17 protein-coding genes, 1 tRNA gene and 4 pseudogenes are annotated in these 17,136 nt (G+C 64.9%); 8 read left to right on the top strand and 14 right to left on the bottom strand.

Features of this window, described 5'->3' with window-relative positions:
- Window positions 1-67: 67 nt before the first annotated feature.
- Window positions 68-556 carry a hypothetical protein gene (locus tag ABZ863_RS22560; protein WP_358538845.1) on the bottom strand — a complete coding sequence of 163 codons (489 nt, stop codon included), beginning with the start codon at window positions 554-556 and terminating at the stop codon, window positions 68-70.
- A gap of 198 nt (window positions 557-754) precedes the next feature.
- Here ABZ863_RS22560 and ABZ863_RS22555 point away from each other — a divergent pair, with 198 nt between their 5' ends.
- From ABZ863_RS22555 to ABZ863_RS22540, 4 genes and pseudogenes are all read left to right on the top strand, one after another.
- Window positions 755-4,009 (top strand): ALF repeat-containing protein, encoded by a 3,255-nt coding sequence (locus ABZ863_RS22555; protein WP_358538843.1) that lies wholly within the window; start codon window positions 755-757, stop codon window positions 4,007-4,009.
- Between the two features lie 787 nt (window positions 4,010-4,796).
- Window positions 4,797-4,985: pseudogene (locus tag ABZ863_RS22550) on the top strand (IS701 family transposase); the annotation flags it as partial.
- Window position 4,986: 1 nt separating this feature from the next.
- A pseudogene (locus ABZ863_RS22545) lies at window positions 4,987-5,329 on the top strand (SDR family oxidoreductase); the annotation flags it as partial.
- Window positions 5,330-5,494 carry a hypothetical protein gene (locus ABZ863_RS22540; protein WP_358538840.1) on the top strand — a complete coding sequence of 55 codons (165 nt, stop codon included), beginning with the start codon at window positions 5,330-5,332 and terminating at the stop codon, window positions 5,492-5,494.
- A gap of 422 nt (window positions 5,495-5,916) precedes the next feature.
- Here ABZ863_RS22540 and ABZ863_RS22535 read toward each other — a convergent pair.
- The 5 genes from ABZ863_RS22535 to ABZ863_RS22515 form a co-directional block, all read right to left on the bottom strand.
- Window positions 5,917-5,992: transfer RNA gene (locus ABZ863_RS22535), tRNA-Lys, on the bottom strand.
- A gap of 388 nt (window positions 5,993-6,380) precedes the next feature.
- Window positions 6,381-7,046 (bottom strand): histidine phosphatase family protein, encoded by a 666-nt coding sequence (locus ABZ863_RS22530; RefSeq protein ID WP_358538837.1) that lies wholly within the window; start codon window positions 7,044-7,046, stop codon window positions 6,381-6,383.
- Complete coding sequence (locus ABZ863_RS22525) at window positions 7,043-8,014, bottom strand: glycosyltransferase (RefSeq protein ID WP_358538835.1); 972 nt, start codon at window positions 8,012-8,014, stop codon at window positions 7,043-7,045. The genes ABZ863_RS22530 and ABZ863_RS22525 overlap by 4 nt, the downstream gene beginning before the upstream one ends.
- Window positions 8,015-8,058: 44 nt before the next feature.
- Window positions 8,059-8,262, bottom strand: a complete 204-nt coding sequence (locus ABZ863_RS22520; protein WP_358538833.1) for a dihydrofolate reductase family protein — start codon at window positions 8,260-8,262, stop codon at window positions 8,059-8,061.
- On the bottom strand, window positions 8,259-8,687 hold the full coding sequence (locus ABZ863_RS22515; RefSeq protein WP_358538830.1) for a hypothetical protein: 429 nt from the start codon (window positions 8,685-8,687) through the stop codon (window positions 8,259-8,261). Before ABZ863_RS22515 ends, ABZ863_RS22520 begins: the two co-directional genes overlap by 4 nt.
- Window positions 8,688-9,366: 679 nt before the next feature.
- Here ABZ863_RS22515 and ABZ863_RS22510 point away from each other — a divergent pair.
- Both ABZ863_RS22510 and ABZ863_RS22505 read left to right on the top strand, forming a co-directional pair.
- Window positions 9,367-9,537, top strand: a complete 171-nt coding sequence (locus tag ABZ863_RS22510; protein WP_358538827.1) for a hypothetical protein — start codon at window positions 9,367-9,369, stop codon at window positions 9,535-9,537.
- 3 nt (window positions 9,538-9,540) lie between these two features.
- The gene (locus ABZ863_RS22505) at window positions 9,541-9,789 is read left to right on the top strand and encodes a hypothetical protein (RefSeq protein ID WP_358538825.1); all 249 of its coding nucleotides are present in this window, start codon (window positions 9,541-9,543) and stop codon (window positions 9,787-9,789) included.
- A 125-nt stretch (window positions 9,790-9,914) separates the two neighbouring features.
- Here ABZ863_RS22505 and ABZ863_RS22500 read toward each other — a convergent pair whose 3' ends face one another.
- The 6 genes and pseudogenes from ABZ863_RS22500 to ABZ863_RS22475 form a co-directional block, all read right to left on the bottom strand.
- A complete protein-coding gene (locus ABZ863_RS22500) occupies window positions 9,915-10,241 on the bottom strand; it encodes a DUF1048 domain-containing protein (RefSeq protein WP_358538824.1) in 327 nt (108 codons plus the stop codon).
- 1 nt (window position 10,242) lies between these two features.
- The gene (locus ABZ863_RS22495; RefSeq protein WP_358538822.1) at window positions 10,243-10,599 is read right to left on the bottom strand and encodes a DUF1048 domain-containing protein; all 357 of its coding nucleotides are present in this window, start codon (window positions 10,597-10,599) and stop codon (window positions 10,243-10,245) included.
- On the bottom strand, window positions 10,596-10,943 hold the full coding sequence (locus ABZ863_RS22490; protein WP_358538820.1) for a PadR family transcriptional regulator: 348 nt from the start codon (window positions 10,941-10,943) through the stop codon (window positions 10,596-10,598). Before ABZ863_RS22490 ends, ABZ863_RS22495 begins: the two co-directional genes overlap by 4 nt.
- Window positions 10,944-11,766: 823 nt before the next feature.
- Window positions 11,767-12,045: pseudogene (locus tag ABZ863_RS22485) on the bottom strand (IS1634 family transposase); the annotation flags it as partial.
- A 151-nt stretch (window positions 12,046-12,196) separates the two neighbouring features.
- The gene (locus ABZ863_RS22480; RefSeq protein ID WP_358539110.1) at window positions 12,197-12,502 is read right to left on the bottom strand and encodes a hypothetical protein; all 306 of its coding nucleotides are present in this window, start codon (window positions 12,500-12,502) and stop codon (window positions 12,197-12,199) included.
- A gap of 798 nt (window positions 12,503-13,300) precedes the next feature.
- On the bottom strand, window positions 13,301-13,504 hold the full coding sequence (locus tag ABZ863_RS22475) for a hypothetical protein (protein WP_358538818.1): 204 nt from the start codon (window positions 13,502-13,504) through the stop codon (window positions 13,301-13,303).
- Between the two features lie 139 nt (window positions 13,505-13,643).
- Here ABZ863_RS22475 and ABZ863_RS22470 point away from each other — a divergent pair.
- Window positions 13,644-14,292, top strand: a pseudogene (locus ABZ863_RS22470) (HAD family hydrolase).
- A 22-nt stretch (window positions 14,293-14,314) separates the two neighbouring features.
- On the opposite strand, the gene ABZ863_RS22465 reads toward ABZ863_RS22470, so the two are convergent.
- Window positions 14,315-14,776: a hypothetical protein gene (locus tag ABZ863_RS22465; RefSeq protein ID WP_358538816.1), complete on the bottom strand. Its 462-nt coding sequence runs from the start codon at window positions 14,774-14,776 to the stop codon at window positions 14,315-14,317.
- A gap of 66 nt (window positions 14,777-14,842) precedes the next feature.
- On the opposite strand from ABZ863_RS22465, the gene ABZ863_RS22460 reads away from it, so the two are divergent.
- Window positions 14,843-15,079, top strand: coding sequence for a GIY-YIG nuclease family protein (locus ABZ863_RS22460; protein ID WP_358538814.1), 237 nt, complete (start codon window positions 14,843-14,845; stop codon window positions 15,077-15,079).
- Window positions 15,080-15,221: 142 nt separating this feature from the next.
- Here the strand turns inward: ABZ863_RS22460 and ABZ863_RS22455 are convergent.
- On the bottom strand, window positions 15,222-17,136 hold a 1,915-nt coding region (locus ABZ863_RS22455; RefSeq protein ID WP_358538812.1), incomplete at its 5' end, for a beta-ketoacyl synthase N-terminal-like domain-containing protein.

Here is a 17,136-nt window from a genome sequence, read left to right as displayed (position 1 = left end):
GCGACCGATCTCAGGCGTGCTCGGGACAGCCGGGTCATGAAACTCCTTGTCGCTGAGAAAGGGGCGGTCATGAAGCGTGCAGTTCGATCAGGGTTGCCGGATCGCTACCCTGGGATTCGCCGACCGGGGTGTGTTGGCCGGGAGCCAGGTCGACGGCTTCGGTCTGTCCATCGACGGTGATCCGTGCTGCCACGTTGTGGCCGTCGCCCCGGAGCAGGTAGACGCGCGGGATTTCCATCGTGAGCCAGCCACGTTCGCCGGTCACCGCGTAACAGGAGGTGCCGACCGTGACGCTTTCTACCTTGATGACGTCGGCGCCGGTGTCACAATCTGTCAGCATGATATGCCCATCGCCCTTGATGAGGCGAATTCCTCGTTCGGAGAAGATCTGTTCCCCGCCGGGATAGTGGAATTCTTCCACGATCGGCGGCGGTGTTTCTTGGTTCGCTGCTTGCGTCGAATCGGTCTTGCTGGCTAGTGCATTTGCTGCGCCAGTCGACAGCATAGCTATGCCCACTGCAAATAGAATTCCGACGATTCGTAATCGTTTTTTCATGGCGCTCCAGAATGCAATTTTCGTTGGGGAAACGGTGGGAACGCTAGCTCACTTAAAAGGTCTACACCAGCGCCGGAAGGATGTGACCTACACCACCACTTTTGCCCCGTCAGGCCGATTGTATTCGCCATGACGAGTCGGAAAGTATCAGTAGCTGATTCACTGGTGGGATGAAAATTACTGGCGGGAGACGGTGAAGTGACAAAAACAATTTACCTGCGTCGAAGACGGCGCGGTGCCGTTCGCGCGGGGCTGGTGTTCGGGGCAATTCTCAGCGTGCTGATGAGCGGCTTCGGCGCCGCACCGGTGGCGTGGGCGCAGGATCAGGCGGTGACTCCGCAGGACCGGGCCGCGGTGATGCAGATGTGGCTCGCAGGCGGGGAAGCCATGCGCGAGGCCGCGGGCACAGCGCTGGCGGGCACGGACGCCGAGTTACGCGAGTTCCTGGACAGCGGGGCCGAGCAGGCCCGGCATCAGGATCTCCGAGACCAGGTCATATGGATGATGGACAACGGTGGCCCGGCCATGCAGATCGCGGCCAACGAGGTGCTTGAGCTCGATACGACCGAAGCGCTGGAAGCGTTCCTACAGGAGGGTTTCCGTCCCGACTACCACACCGATCTGCGGTTCCAGACCGCGCAGGTGAAGGCGGTAGGCGGGGAGTTGGTACAACAGGCAGCCGAAGCGGCGCTGGACGCCGACACCGAAGAGGCGCTGGAGGCGTTCCTCCAAGGGGGGTGGGAGCAGCCGCACCGCATCGATCTGCGACTCCAGGTGGCGCGCGCCAAGGCCAGTGGGGGCCCCTATGTGCAGCAGGCGGCCGAGGAAGCACTCGACGCCGACACTGTCGAAGCCTCCATGCTGTTCCTGAATCACGATTGGGAGGTTGCTCAGGCCCGCGACGAGGAGACGGCCACAGTCACCGAACTGGTCGAGCGCGCCGAAAAAGCTGGCCAGCAGGCACACGAGCACACCGTGGCCGCCGAACAGGCCACACAGCGTGCGGTGAGAGCGGCGGAGCAGGCCAAGATTGCCGCGCAGCGCGCGCGTCAAGAGACCGCGGCAGCGCAGGGCGATGCCGCGCGGGCCTCTGCGGCGGCCGGGGAGGCCGCGAGCACCGCTCGGCAGGCCGCGGCAGCGGCACGGACGGCAATCAGCGCGGCGAATGCGGCCGATGAGGCGGCGCGGGTGGCCGCCAACGCAGCCTCCCAGGCGGCCTCCGCCGCGAGCATGGCGGGCCAGGCAGCCTCGCGCGCGTACTCGGCTGCCTCGGCGGCGGCCATGAACGCTAACCAGGCGCAGGCCGCGCGGAACGCCGCTGTGGCTGCCCGCGACGCGGCAGCGGGTGCGACCCGGGCGGCGGACGCGGCCCGCCACGCTGGCGACGCGGCGCGGCAGGCAGCCGCCGCAGGCCAGTCGGCCGCGAGCGCCGCAGTCAACGCGGCCGCGGCGGGCACCGCCGCAACCGAAGCCAGTCAGTACGCAGGGGTCGCTGACGCCCAAGCACAGCGTGCCGCCGCAGCCGGCGCCGAGGCGCGGACGCAGGCTGACCGGGCACAACGCGCAGCGAACACAGCTACCAGTCTGGCTAACCGTTCAGCCGCCGCAGCCGACAGATCCGCCGAAGCAGCCACCGGAGCCGCCGGGCACGCCAACAACGCGGCAGCCGCGGCCGAGGACGCCGCCGACCACGCCGGCGATGCAGACGACGCAGCTGCTGAAGCCACCAACCACGCCAACTCGGCCATCGAGACTGCGGAAGCCTCAGTAGCCGCCGCCGAACAAGCACAGCAGGTCGTGGCATTGGCCCGCGAGGTCGAAGCAGAACGTGTCGAGCAGGACAAGCAGGAACTGATCGACGTCGCCCAAGAGGCCCACGATGCGTGGGAGACCAACCAGGACCGTGAGGAGTGGGACGCTGCCGAAGACGCGCGAGTCGACGAAGAGACCCGCCAGTTACTCGAGGAAGCCACGGCACCAGATGCCGATGCCGAGACCGTACTGGCCAACGGTCGACAGGCGGCGGTCAACATCCTGACAACCGGAGCAACGTGGAGCAGCCAGGCAGCCCAACATGCGCTGACGGGCACAGACGCCGATATCCGCGAGTGGCTCAACGCTGGTCGGCAGGCCGCCGCTGCGCAGGACGACCGAGCAACCGTGGCCAGCATCGCAGAACTCGGCGAACCCGTGGAACTCAGATTGGCGGCCGAAGCGGCGCTAGATGGCACCGACCAGCAGGTGCGCGAGTTTCTCGCCAACCAAGACTATAATGACCGGGTCACTTACGAGCGACTGCAAGTCGCGAAGATCAAGGCTGCCGCGATAGGCCCAGCCGTGAACGAGGCAGCCGAAGCCGCGCTGAACGGTACGCCGGAAGACGTACGCCAGTTCCTGAATGAGGGCCAGCACGAGGCCCGAGACATCGACGTGCGGGTCGTGACGGGACAGATCAAGTCGACGGGCGGACCGCGCACCCAAGCCGCAGCCGAAGCTGCGTTGCAAGGGCCGCCAATATGGACCGAGCGGTTCGTGCTGACCGAACACCACCTTTTCGTGCAGCGTGACGAGCAAGCTGCGACCCACGCGGCCGAAATGGACCGGCTCGTCGCTCGTGGTTTCCAAGCAGCCGCGGATGCCGTACGAGATGCGAACACGGCTGCGGAGTCGGCGGCACGCGCGCGCGGCGCGGCGCAGGAGGCCGCTGGGTATGCCCAGCAAGCGCAGAACTCGGCGGCGCAAGCCGCGAACTACGCGCAGCAGGCCGAAGCCTCGGCCAACCGGGCTCAGGCATCAGCACAGCAGGCACAGCAGGCGATGACCACAGCGAAGAACGCTGCAGCAGCAGCCAAGCAAAGCGCGCACCAGGCAGACGTGTTCTCCGTTCAGGCTTACCGCTCCGCCGCTGACGCTCGCGAATACGCAAATTACGCCTACAGCGCTGCCAACCAGGCGCGGGCCGACGCCTACGCCGCCGGACTCGACGCCTCAGCAGCAGCCACCGCAGCCGCGCAGGCCCATCAGGCTGAAATCGCCCTCCGTCAACAAGAATACGAAAACCGGCGACACAACCGGCCAGTCGTCACCGACTCAGACATTCAAGACGTAGCAAACAAAACAATAAATCTGAATGACTCAGACCGAGTGTACTTCGGTGAACTTTACTCCAGTTGCACCGGAGCCTACTTGCGCCACGGAGGAGAAGCCAAGAACTACATCTGCGATAGAATAATCGACCAGGCAAAGCGCATACCACCGCCGCAGGTTCCGCATTATCTGTGCACCAAGGAAGCGAGCGACGCTGTCTTATGGAGCGGTGGAATTTTTACCTTGCTTGGCCTTGGGGCATCTTTCTTAAGTGGAGGGACAGCGGCGGGCGTGCTTGTTACTACCGGTAATACCGGCGGTGTTTACATGTTCTACACTGGGCTAGTTGCCAGATATGCGTGCTAGCTGCCATGCTAGAGTGAGACCGTTCAACAGTGGATGACACGACGGCCAAGGTGTTCAAGTGTTGGCCTGCGGAAATACCGCAGGCCAACACTTCCTGCGCTTTAAGTATTTCGTCATGGAACGGCAATGCTGGATAGACTGTGAGTATCAACTGGAAAAGATGGTGTGATGTGGAAACTCGCAAGCCGCGGAGAACGATGGCGCAGAACCTTTTATCTGCTTTCGGCGCTGCTGGGTTATTGATAGGGGTCGGCTTCAGCTTTGCTGAGGGTGAGCTTAGCTTGGTTTGGTTTATTCTATTCATTCCCTCGATGGCCGCTCTTTATCTAGCTAGACATATGCGCCTGAAGCAGCTTGGTGAATAACATTCCAAAGAAAATTCACGCCGAAGTTGAACTTGGTATCACGAATTGCGGTGTAGCGGAAACGTAACTGGTCAGGTTGTTTGTAGGGCTTGTTTGTCTCCGTGGGATAATCTCGCGTGCAGACCGAGCATGGGCGTCCGTCGTATGAGGAGCTTGCCGCTCTGGTCGTCGAGTAAGCGCTAGTGATCACGGAGCTTCGGGAGCGGGTCGCTGCGCTGGAAGGCGAGAACGCCGAGTTGAAGCGCCGGTTGAACATGGATTCAACGAACTCCTCCTAGCCGCCGTCGTCAGACTCTCCGTTCACCAACGCCACGGCACAGATGCGGATGCGCAGACCGTGCTTGCCAACGGTCGGCAGGCGGCGGTCAACATCCTGGCGACCGGAGGAATGTGGAGCAGCCACGCAGCCCTTGATCAGGCGGCTGGCCACGCGGCTACCCCAGCATGTGTGGCAGCGCCTGTCGGCCGGTGCCGGGGCGAAAGGACACCGCTTCTACGACTGGGCCCTCATCGACATCGACCACGACGCCAAGGTGCCCGGGCATCGATGGCTACTGATCCGACGCAACCGCCGCACCAAAGAGTTGGCGTTTTACCGCTGCTACAGGCCACGGCGGTGCGATCGTCAACGTGTCGTCGGCGGCGTCGCGGCTGGGCTCGGCCGGCGAGTACGTCGACTACGCGGCGACCAAGGGCGCGCTCGACACGCTGACCATCGGGCTGTCCCTTGAGGTTGCGGGCGAGGGTATCCGGGTCAACGCGGTGCGGCCCGGCTTCATCAAGACCGGCATCCACGCCCGCGGAGGCGATCCCGAGCGTCTGACCCGGCTGGCCCCCGCGATCCCGCTCGGACGCCCGGGCGAGCCCGAGGAGGTGGCCGAGGCGGTCCTGTGGCTGCTCTCGGACAAGGCGTCGTACGTGGGGCGCCTTCATCGACATCGCAGGAGGGCGCTGAGTGAGCGGGGGGAACGCGGCGACCGACATCCGACACACCGACGGCTTCCGGGTCGCCCCGGGGCCTGTCCCGCGGGCCGCGCTGGTCGACCCAGCCGAAGGTGAGGATCTGGCGGCCGAGAAGTCGGCGACTGAGCCCGAACCCGGGCCCTTCGGGCAGGCATGATGCACCTCGGCGGCCGCACTCGTCCGGCGATATCGACGCCGGTGGAGTGCTGACAGAACTCAGCGGTGTCCTGGCCCGCGAGGGCTACCCCGCCTACGAGCACCTGACCCTGCCGCGGCATGCCTGGTGCGGCCGCGCCGCTGCGATCACTCTCCGCGCCGGCGGCCGGCGGACAGCAAGGTCATCAGACGGGACCGGCTCGGCGGAGTCATCCACGAATACCGGCAGGGTCGCATAGGGCGGCCGAGTTTCGGGCACCCACACGTGCTCACTGCCCGGCCCCGGGCCGACACCGACCCGGCTCAGGGGAGATGTCGGCTCACCATCGGCGTTGCGGCGTCTCCAATTGGGCTCGCCAGATACGTTTCGGCATCCCGCACCCCTGAATGTCTTAACAGGAAAGATGCTGTGAACTGGCCTTTTGGTGGGCCGCCCGGGGCTCGAACCCGGAACCTACTGATTAAAAGTCAGCAGCTCTACCCATTGAGCTAACGGCCCGTGCTTCGCAGTGTAGCGGGAGGGTGTCGAGTGTCCGGCAGCGTGGTTCGGTGCCCTGCCCGCGGAGTCGATCATCGAGCTTGGTGATAGACCGACGGCCCCTCTAGTTGGTATCGATGATTCCCTAGTCAGCACGTCGGCGGGGGGCTGAAGCTCCTGCGAGGGGGCGGCGATCAGGGCGGATGGCTCACCTGGAGGTAGGTCCGACTGATCCTGGCGGTAAGCAGCTAACGCGCAGCGGCATCGGCCGCGAGGTCCGCAGGCTTAAGCAGGGCGGTCGCGCGGTCAACGGCTTGGCTATGCCGGGTTATCAAGCCTTCGTGGAATCACCTGCCTGGTTCGTGGTTGATCATGTTGTCGGGTGTGGTTGGTGTCGCTGCCACATTGCTTACGGTTGCTGATCTGGGTGCAAGTGGGTGGTGTCGTTGTGGCTGAGCAGGGTCCAGCGCCATCCGGCGTCGGGCTGGGTCCAGGTGAGGGGTTGTTGTTCCCAGCGGGTGATGCTGGCGTAGTGCACGGCGAATGCGGTGGTTGCGCGGGTTTTGGCCCCGAGATCGAGGAAGAAGTGGGCGGCGGCGGTGACGGTTTCGCCGTGGCCGAGGATCAGCACGGTGCCGCCGGGGTGTTGGGCGAGAAGGCTGGCCAACGCGGTCGTGGTGCGTTTGAGGTAGGCGGTCCAGGTTTCGGCGCCAGGGGCGATGGGACGGTCGGGATGGTGGGCGGGGATGCGGCCGAAGGCGGTGACGATGTCGGCCCAGGGGTGACCGTCGGCGTCGCCGTAGTCGGGTTCTCGTAGATCGTCCACGATGTTGACGGGAAGATCCAGCTTGTTGGCGACGATGTCGGCGGTTTCCCGGGCTCGGCGGAGTGGCGTGGTGTAGGCCGCGGTGATTGGTGTCTGGGCGTGGTCGGCGCGCAGGCGTGTGGCCAGCTTGTGGGCTTGATGACGGCCGTGGTCGGTGAGGCCGATGCAGCCGCGGAGGCCGCCAATGATGCCTTGGGTGTTGCAGTGGGCCTGGCCGTGCCGGGCGAGGATCAATCTGGTTGGGGTCATGTGATGTTGCGCCTGTGCTGGTCGAGAACCTGTTGATAGACGGTGAGACAGCGGGCGGCGTGGGCCTGCGCGGTGAATCGGCCGGCGCGGGCGGCGGCCCGCTGGGCAAGGGCCGTGGTGGCCGGGTGACCGCTGGCGACGGTGTCCAATGCGTCCGCCAGGGCTTGCGGGTCGCCGGCGGGCACGATGTGGCCGGCGTCGCCGACTAGTTCGGCCATGTTCGCGATGTTGGTGGCGATCATGGGCACGCCGTGAGCGAGATAGTCGGCGATGGCGCCGCTGCCCTGGAAGCTGGGATGCGGCCGGTACGGGAACACGCCCGCGACGCTGGCGCACACAAGGGCGGCGCGGTCGGTGGCGCCGAGATAGCCGGGCACGACAACCAGCTCGCTGTGCCCCACCTGTGCTGGGCTGGTGCTGAACGCGCGCAGGTCGATGCCAGCCTGGGCGGGGTCGTTCCAGAAGTCTCCAGCGAGCACGATCCGCGCGGGAGCGCGCATCCGGGTGAGCGCGGCGTGCAGCAGGGCAGCGTCTTTCCACGGTGCCGCGTACCCGTAGAGGCTGATCACGGGCCGTCCGGGCGGTGTCTCTAGCGCTGCGGCCAGCGTCGGTCGGGCTACGGGGGGCGTGTCCGGAGGGATGGTGGTGGGCAGCCACGCCACCCCGGCCGGGACGCCGGCGGCCCCGGTTACCCCGTCACGCGCGTACTGTCCGAAGTAGACGTTTCCGTTGGCTTGGTTGATTGCTTGCTGCACACGGTTATCCCATTGTGGTGCTGGCACGTGATCACGAAACAGGGTGACGGCGAGGGTGTGCAGGTGATGCACAATCGGCGGCCGGGCGCGGCCAGCGCGGGCCCACAGGGCGGGCACGAGTTGGTCGATCTCGAGGTTGTCGAAGTGCCATGACACCAGGTCGCAGGTATCGAGGTCGATGTCGTTGGCGAGGGTACTTGCGGCGGCTACCACCTGGTCCACGGTCCAGAATCGCTGGTGGTCTTGGTCGTAGGGGATCAATGCCTGCCGTGTTTTCGAGCGTCGCGCGGTAGACGGCCAGGGTGGTGGCTGCCCAGGATCGCGTCGACTCCCGCACGAACCTCGTCCACCCGGTCGAAATCCTCATCGTTGGACAACAACAGCCGCGTATCGCTCCTGTCATCGATGAATCCATCCAACGACGCGGCGACCGACAACAGAACATAAGGGCGAGCGTTCATGTCGCTGAGTTTCCTCCTTCGACGATCAGCTGCCGGACCAGCATCACGAACTCGTCGGCATCCCTGCACGTTCCCAGCGCCGTGAACACCGGCTCCGGCATCCACGACCGTAACCGCCGCTGATCGCGAGCAACCTCGTAGAAGCGGCGCGCCGTGCCACCCGAGCGCGGGAACGGGATGACCTTCACCCCCATATAAGCCCCCAGATCAGCCTCATCCGCGGTACCGGGTCCACCACCCACCACGAGCGCATACGACGCTCCACGCACCACGTTCTGCCGTCCGAACAGGCTCGGGGTCATGGTGAAATCAGGCGGCCGGAAATGATCGGCGATATAGGTCATGACCTCGATGCCGACACCGACCGGGCCATGGTTCACTCGCCAGCCCTCCACCATCACCAGTCGAGCCAGCGCGGGCACCACCGCATCCAACACCCCGCCGTCGGTCTCCCCAGTGCGACTCCCGCAAATCGCCACGCACAAGGCCGCGGCACCAGAAGACGACGATCCACCCGCACCGGCGGCAGCCTCAGGGCCGGACCCGGCGCCATCTCGCGCCGACCCAGCCTCGTGTCGATGATCAACCAGTTCCGACAGCTGCGTGAGTGTCAGCCCCAACGCGCCGGCTAGACGTCGGCGAAGCCACGGCGCGACCGCCGCGCCGCCCTCCCATCGGCCAACCGTCTTACGGTCCACCTTGAGCTCAGCCGCCAAGGACTCCTGGGTGAAGCCCGCTCGCTCCCGGGCGGCCACAAGCCCTTCCCGGCGTCTGCCCATGTCCACCACCAACCCTTGCGTGGCACCACGTACCTGACCGAAAACAGCAGGTTACCGGCCACAGTGTCCCATCCCTGCCCCGCCCCGAACACGACAAGCGGTCCAGACTGATGCGACACAGCACCGCACGTCACTCGTCCGCGCGCTGTGCCCAGCAGGCCCCCCGGCCGGGTCTGCTTGCAGATGTCTATGACCTTGGGCACATCTGCATGTTGAGGAACTGGTCGACCCACCCACCTCCAGGTCGCAGTTGGTCTAGATCGAATTTATGGCCATCACAACCGAGTACATCAGCTCAGCCAGGGACCGACTGCCGTGAGCCGTCATGGCCGGGCTGTCGCAGTTGAACCGTGCGTTGACCAAGATCCCCTCACGGGCCGAGAAGCGCGACATGAGGGAGCTGCGCGAGACGTTCGTCGACTCCGGCGTCGCTGACCTGCTCGACAAGGTGGACCACCAGGTCCTCTACGGTCGGCGCGGAACGGGAAAGACATAGGCCGTGTCCTACCTGGTCGCGGAGGTTAATGCCCGCGGAGACGTCGCGCTGAACATCGACCTGCGCACAGTCGGCTCACCCGACGGGTTGCTGGATTCGACGGCCGCTCCGCTGTCCCATCGGGCATTTCGGTTGTTGGTCGGCATGCTCGGCCCCCTTGACGGCCTTCTCGACGCGGTGCTCTCCGACGAGGAGCTGGTCAGCGATGACTCTCCGAGCGCCACCAACTCATTTGTCACCCTGAATGGCTAAGCGCGGATCTGCAGACGAGCTGACAGCTGCTCAGCTCGCTAGGGGTTTCCGGGCTTACGCCCACTGGCACGACAACGACGCCCTGTCGACCCAAGGCGACCGCCAGTGCCCTGGATCGACAGGTGTTACTTCTCGGCCGCGCCGGGTTCCCCGCTGATGGACTCCTGATAGATGTCCGAGTAGGTCCGCGAGTCCTTGACCAAGTCGTCACAGAAGGCAGCGACATCGTTGCCGATGAGTTCCAGGACTCCCTTGCCAGCCGCGACGCCCTCCTCGAAGAAATCGACAATCCCTGAGAGCAGATGCCCGTCAGTCAATTCGATCGGTCCAACCTTGAAGAGGTACTTCTGCATCTCCTTGTAGACGATCTGGTAGTCCGGCGGGAGTGCCTTGACTCGCGCCATGTGCGCCCGCCATTGCTTCTTGCCCTCGATGATGTCCTGAATGCCCACGTCAGCCTCCCAAGCGGCCCAGTTTCCTTGCGACGTTGCTGTTCAACTGCTCGCGCCACCGGTCGCGATAGCTCCGAGTCCCTTCTCCGCCGGCCAGCGCCGCACAGAATCCCTTGATGTCGTCACCCAGCACCTCGTGAATGCCCTGCCCGTCGGCCGCTGTCTCTTCGAGGAGTCCCAGAGCAATGTCGAAGATCGGCATCAGGTTGCGACCTGTGAAGTCCGAATAGCCGAAAAGCTGACCCTTGATCTGCTCCCACGCCGCCCGGTAGTCGACTGGCAATGCCTCGGCCCGGGCTTCGAACGCCTTCCATTCCCTGGTGAGATCGCTGCCTGTGATGGTCTCCCAGAAGTTCATCTCCCGCCCTCCTTGAGCCTGTCGATTCGCGATGAGAGGTACTCCCATTTCGCCCAGAACGTCGCGAGTTCTTCGCGCCCCGCATCGTTGAGCGCATAGAACTTGCGCGGCGGACCCTGCTCGGATGGTCGTTTCGTCACCTGGACGAGCCCGTTCTTCTCTAGGCGCAGCAAGATGGTGTAGACCGTCCCCTCGATGACGTCGGCGAAGCCGAGTACCCGGAACCCCCAGCGCTGAGCAGCACCCGTCAGAACGCCGGATGAAGATGACTTACACGGCCACCGGGTCGCGATCGTGCTGCTGTCGAACACAGGCCGGACCAGCCACCTGGACTGCAAGACCATTCAGCAAGTTCTGATTCCGGTGGTTACCAGTACTCTCCGATCCAGTGGAGCCCACCCGCCGGAGTCTAGACACGTGAAACTCGGGTCAGTCTGAGTGCGCTCGCGCCGCGTAGTGGGCCGTGAGCCGACAAGCCGCGCCCGCGCATGAATAGGGCGGCCAATGCGCTCACCGTCAGACACCGTCGCCAACGCGGACGAGGCTCGTGTCGAAGTGCCCTGGGTTGCGTTTGCGCGCATCTGTCATGAAAGTCGCGAGCTTGAGGTGGCCATCGGTGGTCATCCGCGGGCACCTCCATCGTGGACGCAATCGTGCCGTGGACGAGCGAAGAAGTATGGCCGAAGTCTAGGTCACGGTCGGCGTCTTCTGACAACGGTTGTGTACAGACGGTTTGTCATGTGTGCACTATCGCTCCAGAGCTTACAAAGATGAAGTCCGGCCGGGCTGCCCGCGGCGAGTCAACTGTGCACGTGCTATGTTGGCAGGTACGTATGATTAAGTGTCCAGTGTTGCGAAAGTGATGCATCAGCCGCTCAGTTCAGCGAATTGTTCCGCATATGTCGGTCATAACTCTCGCTCGTTACCGTGCATTGCGGTGAGCCGGTGCCTGCACGGCACCGGAGTGCCGGAATCAACTGCCCAGTCAGCCGTAGGGAGAGCACCCGATGCCCGATCGAGCACCCGAACGCAAGCTCTGGAGAACTGTCAAACGGGTCATCCGCGAGTGGACGCTGGTCCCTTTGCTGGCGTTGTTTGACGCGCTCCCCGGCTTGGCTCAATTTTGTGCGTACTTGATCGGTGGTGTATTTGATCGACGGCGACGCCGAGGTCGTCGGGCAAGGCGTCGGCGGCGGTGACGGTGCTCGCGCCGGCCTGGATCTGGATGGTGCGGTAGCGGCGGGCGGTGCGCACCGGGTCTGCGAGGTTGGTGACGTAACCCTTCAATCCGGCCAGGGCGCGGGTTCTGGTTTCCAGCTCACGGTTCACGGTCTTGGTGGCACCGGCGAGCTGGATGAACCGGTTACGCTTGACCGGCACTTTGCCGGCCACAGCTTCCTCGGCCTTGGCGACTTGCTCGTCGGTCCCGCGCAGCGTGCGGCGGGCCAGGGCTGGGTGAAGATCTGAACGACAACCCCGCGGGCCTCGATGTCGCGCTGGTTGGCCTTGGAGATCATCCCAGCGCCGGCTACCACGGTCCCCTGAACGCGCCCGCCCATCAACGGGAAACCCGTCACGTCGGTATCCACCTACCGTCCTAAAAAATGATGGTTTTGACGTCGAGCATGACGGTGGATTTGCTGCCGCCATCGCAGTGTCGATATTTCCCGGCGCCTAGATATCCACAGGGTGCTGGTGCTGCGATTGAGGACTTCCCTTGGGCTGTATCGACTGCGGCCGAGGTGGAACTGGATGTGATAAGTGTGCCGCCGAACGTTAGTGCTGCTGCAGCCGTGGCAGTTAATGCTGCGCCAGTGAATCTTGCGATGTTAAACATTTTTCCTTGCTCCTTTGGGAGATGAGGATTTGCGCTCTCGCTTCGCGAGACAATCGGCATATCCACGATCGAAAGTCTCTGCATTATTTATGCGGAGTGCGTGCGTGTTGATCAAACCATGATGAACGAATTTTCCTCGGCGAGGAAGTGTGGCGGCGAGGACTATCGTGTCCTCATTCTGTGTTGATTATGTGACAGCGCTGTCCAAGCAAATGGAGGCGCAGATCTTGCTGGTAGCTTGTATGTGATGCCCGGGTGTGGACGTGACATTGGGATGCGCGGGTCTCGGTCACGACGGGCGTGGTCGGATGAGGCCAGGGCGGCATCCGTCGGCGCGCGCTCCTCGGCGAGGACCCTGTTCGGCGGGGCGGCGATCTGCCGATGTCCGACCGCGGCGGCATTGATTGCGCTGCGCATGGCCGGGAACCGCGCTCGCGTTCGCCGGTTAGCTTCACCGGCCAGCATCCGCGCGGCGGTGTCGCGCTCGCTGCAAAGCAACTTGCCGATCAGCCGGGGACCGGCGTTTCCAGCGCAGCCACGTACGTCTCCAGTTCGTCCGGTGCAGGCACGTGGTCACGCCGATCACATGCGGTGCCGCTTGTCCCACCGACAATTGGCTGCCTCGCCGTCCTCGCCACATCGAATGCGCCCGCCATGATCAGGTTTGGCGACCCCGCCAGCGCGTCAACGGCGCCATCCGTTGGCATGCGAACCGACATGGCTGGACACACCGACACGACACGAATGGACGACGGCTCGGCCCAAGGCCACTGAACTACCGATAACTCGCGAAACGGCCAGCCACCCCAGGGGTGGTCCAGCGGTCTCCGCGCTCCTGCCCCTGTGGGTGGTAGAGCGCAGGGCTCATTTCATGAGCCGCCAGGCGCGGTCGGTGCGCCGAGTACGGGCCTGGGCGACCTCCCGCGCCTGCGCCAGGCTCGCCACGATGTTCGCTACGTTGCTCGGCTCCACCTGCACGGTGCGGTAGGCCAGCCATGTGCTCTCGGTGCCGTGGTGGATGCTCCAAGCCGTAGACAGGCCGTATCGATGGTTGACAGCACGAGCCAACCACCTTGATCCCGCTACCGAGGTTGCTAGGTGATGAAGCACGTGTTTATGGAGCTAGCGGCTGGACTCGCGAGAAGGGATGCCACAGACGGGTACCTTCTCTAACGGAGTGTAGCAACGACGGCATACGGGGAGCGGTGTGATCCATTCGGTGGTGTTCGATGTCGGGGAAACGTTGCTCGACGACTCACGTGAATTCGCTGCCTGGGCGGATTGGGTCGGCGTGCCGAGGCACACGTTCTCGGCGATTCTCGGCGCCGTCACCGCAGCAGGTCGCGATAACGCCGAGACTTTTCGGGTGTTGCGGCCTGGGTTCGACCTGGCAGCCGAACGTCAGCGCCGTGACGAAGCCGGGGTCGGCGAGCAGATTGAGGATGCTGATCTCTACTCCGATGTTCGGCCCGGGGCTTGCCGCTCTGAAGGACGCCGGGTTGTGGGTAGGTATCGCGGGAAACCAGACAGTTAAGGCGGCGGGCTTGCTGCGAGGCCTTGAGCTACCTGTCGATGCGGTCGCGACGTCGGGCGAGTGGGGCATTGCGAAACCTGACCCGGGCTTCTTCGACAGGGTGGCCGAGTTCGCTCCGGGGACCCGGAATGGAATCGTCTACGTCGGCGATCATCGAGATAACGACATCGTCCCTGCGCGGGCGGCTGGGCTGAAGCCCGTGTTGATCCGCCGAGGGCTGTGGGGCCACTTGTGGGCCGATGACCCGCAGGTCAGACGGAACGCTGAATGGATCATCGATTCGTTACTGGAGCTACCCGAGTTGGTGCGGCGGCCTCGGTGACCAAGCCGGAAGGTGGAGTGGTTCAGCGAGGTGTCGGAACGGTGGTAGCACGCATCTTGGCCACCAGGGTTTCGCTCGCAGTATCGCCGCTCATGATGACCATCTGCTCGACGATCGATCGAACCTTGGGGTGGGCACGGACATGTTCAGGGGCGATAAGCCGTGCGGTGTGCAGAGCTTCGAGTGTTCGATCGGGCTGGTCGGCATGATGGTATGCACGGGCGAGGTCGATGTAGAAATGCGACCGTCGTTCCGCTGGAAGGCTCGTCGGTGGCTGCCAGCCGGCAGCAGAACGCAGTGCTGAGCCAATGTCTCCGAGTTCCGCTGCGAGCGACAGGCGATGAATTCGTACTGATGCTGTTCCGAAAGCGGTGCCGAGGTGCACACCTTCGTTGACCCGCCGAGCGACCTGCTGGGCCTCTCCGATGTGATCCCACGCATCGATCGCCTGGCCTGCTCGGCCAGCCATCACGGCTGCGCGCATGTGGAGGGCGCCATATGTTGCCGCGGCTGTCGCTGAGGCTGTGAGGTTGACACAGGGTTCGTTTATGTGATGACCAATCCTGCGATGCCGAAAATGGTCAAGATCGGTTGCACGAGCGCCCTGCCGGAGGATCGCGCGGCAGAGCTGTCGAGCAAGACCGGGGTGCCGTTGCCCTTTGAGGTCTCGTTCCGGGCTCTCACTATGCGATGGAACGCGGTGGAGAAACTCGTGCACCAACGCCTGGGCGGCGAACGGGTCAATCCGAGGCGCGAGTTCTCGCCCGTTGGCGTAGCAGCCCGCTGAGGGTGGTCAAGGCCAGTCGCCAGCGAGACGGACAGGCCGATCGGATGCAGTGCCCGTACTCGTCTCCCTGTCCGCCGACACCGGCGGTTCGCGAGCCCCTCTGGGACCCATCGATGTTCGCCGCGATTTCCAACTCCGGTCCTTATGGTGTGAGGAGTCGGACGCCGTGGGGAATGGTGCCGCCGAGGTCACCGCTGTGCGGTGTCACCAGGACCTCGGGTTCGGTGTGTGCGAGCGAGGTGAGCAGGGCGAGCGCGCCGTCCGCGCCGAGGTAGGTCCGGCCGTGTATCGGTCCTGCCGCTACCACCGCCGGGGGTTGTGGCTGTCCTAGTGACCAGGGCCGCAGTCGGGCGAGCACGGGCAGGTCGTGGGTGGTTGCGATGCTTGCGGTGGTCAGCGCGTATGCGAACGCTCCTTCTGCGAGTTCGGTGACGTCGCTGTCCAGCGCCCGTGTCAGCGTGAGGAGTTCTGGGTGGGTGTTGCCGCTGACTCCGCATACCAGAGCGAGATCGAGGTCTCCGGCCTGTAGTGCGCGCATGGCCAGGCGCAGCGCGGTGAGTGTCGAGTCGGTGCCATCGTCGATGACCATGTTCGCGCCGCGTAGGTCGAAGCGTTTGGATACTCGTGCCGCGACGCAGTTGGGCAGTATGCCGGTCACGGCGTCCTCGGTCACCCCGGGGACCAGGGCCAGCACTGTTTCCCTGTACTGGTCGTAGACCGGGAGGAGCCGGTCGCGTTCGGTGTCCGGGGCGTCGGCAAGGGCGCGCCGCACTGCGCGGAGGTGGACGCGTTGTGGGTAGGTCATCGCGACCTCCGGTGGCCCGAACAACCCCACGTGCACGCCGGTGTTTTCGTTGAGCCCGCGCCATGGCGTGTCGTGGACGTCGGCCAGGGCGCTGACGGCCTGCAGGAGCATCGGCTGGCAGCGTCCCACCCGGCGCAGCACTGACGGCGGGACGCCGAGTGCGGCGGGCGGTGGTGGGTACGGATCACCGAAGGTGGCGGGGATGTCCAGTCGGCCGCTGCGCAGATCGGCTGTCATGCGGTGGCGGTCCGGTGTACCTGGCAGGTGCGTGCCCCAGCCGACCAGCACCACATCGTCAACGGGATCGTCACCGGGAGGGTGGGGTGGGGTGGCGGTGGGCCGGTCGGTGATGACGACGTGGCCGTTTCCGCCGCCGAAGCCGAAGCAGGACACGCCCACCACCTTTGGCCCAGTCTCGGGGAACGGGACGTCCTCGGCGGCGACGAGCAGACCGCCGGCCTCGGCCGGGTAGGTCGAGGGCACCCGGTCGAACAGTCGCTGCGCCGGGATCATGGCGTTCCGGATGCCCAGGACTGCGGTGATGATCCCCAGCGCGCCGGACGGATAGGACGGATGACCGGTGACCGACTTGTAGGAGGTGACATGGCAGGCGGCGGTGCGGTCGGTGACGCTGTCGAGTGCGGAGTACTCCACCGCATCCCCGGCGGGAATGCCGATGGCGTGGGAGACGAGCCAGCGGGTACTGCCTGGCGCCACACTGCCTTTCCGCCTGGCACGCAGGACAGCCTCGCGCTGGCCCCGCGCGTCCGGGGTGAACAGCGCTTTGCCCCGGCCGTCGGACGAGGTGCCGACACCGGTGAGCACGGCGAGCACCTCGTCGCCGTCGGCCTGTGCCCGTTCCAGCCGCTTCAGGGCGAGCACCGCCGCGCCGTCGGAGAACAGTGTCCCCGTCCCTCCGTGGTCGAACGGCCGCACCTCGCCGGAGGTCGACATGACACCCAGCCGGGACATCGTGACGCACTCGGTGGGCGTCACGGAGGACACACCGCCGCAGAAGGCCACGTCGGCGTCACCGAGGAGCAGGCTACGGACCCCGGCGTCGACAGCGAACATCGCGGCCGAGCAGGCGCTGTCAACGACCACGAGTTCGCTGGTGTCGGGCAGGATGTTCCAGGCCGCGTCCCGGACGACGATGTGTGGCAGGAAGCGTTGCGGATGCGGTCCGGCGTGCGGGTAGCGGCGGAGCAGGATCTCGCGCACCCGTCGCGGACCGTCAGGGTCGCCGCCGAAG

Source organism: Saccharomonospora sp. NPDC046836 (assembly GCF_040645195.1).
GTDB lineage: Bacteria > Actinomycetota > Actinomycetes > Mycobacteriales > Pseudonocardiaceae > Prauserella_A.
Note: the sequence above shows the minus strand (reverse complement) of the source record. Positions and strands in the feature narration are given on the sequence as shown.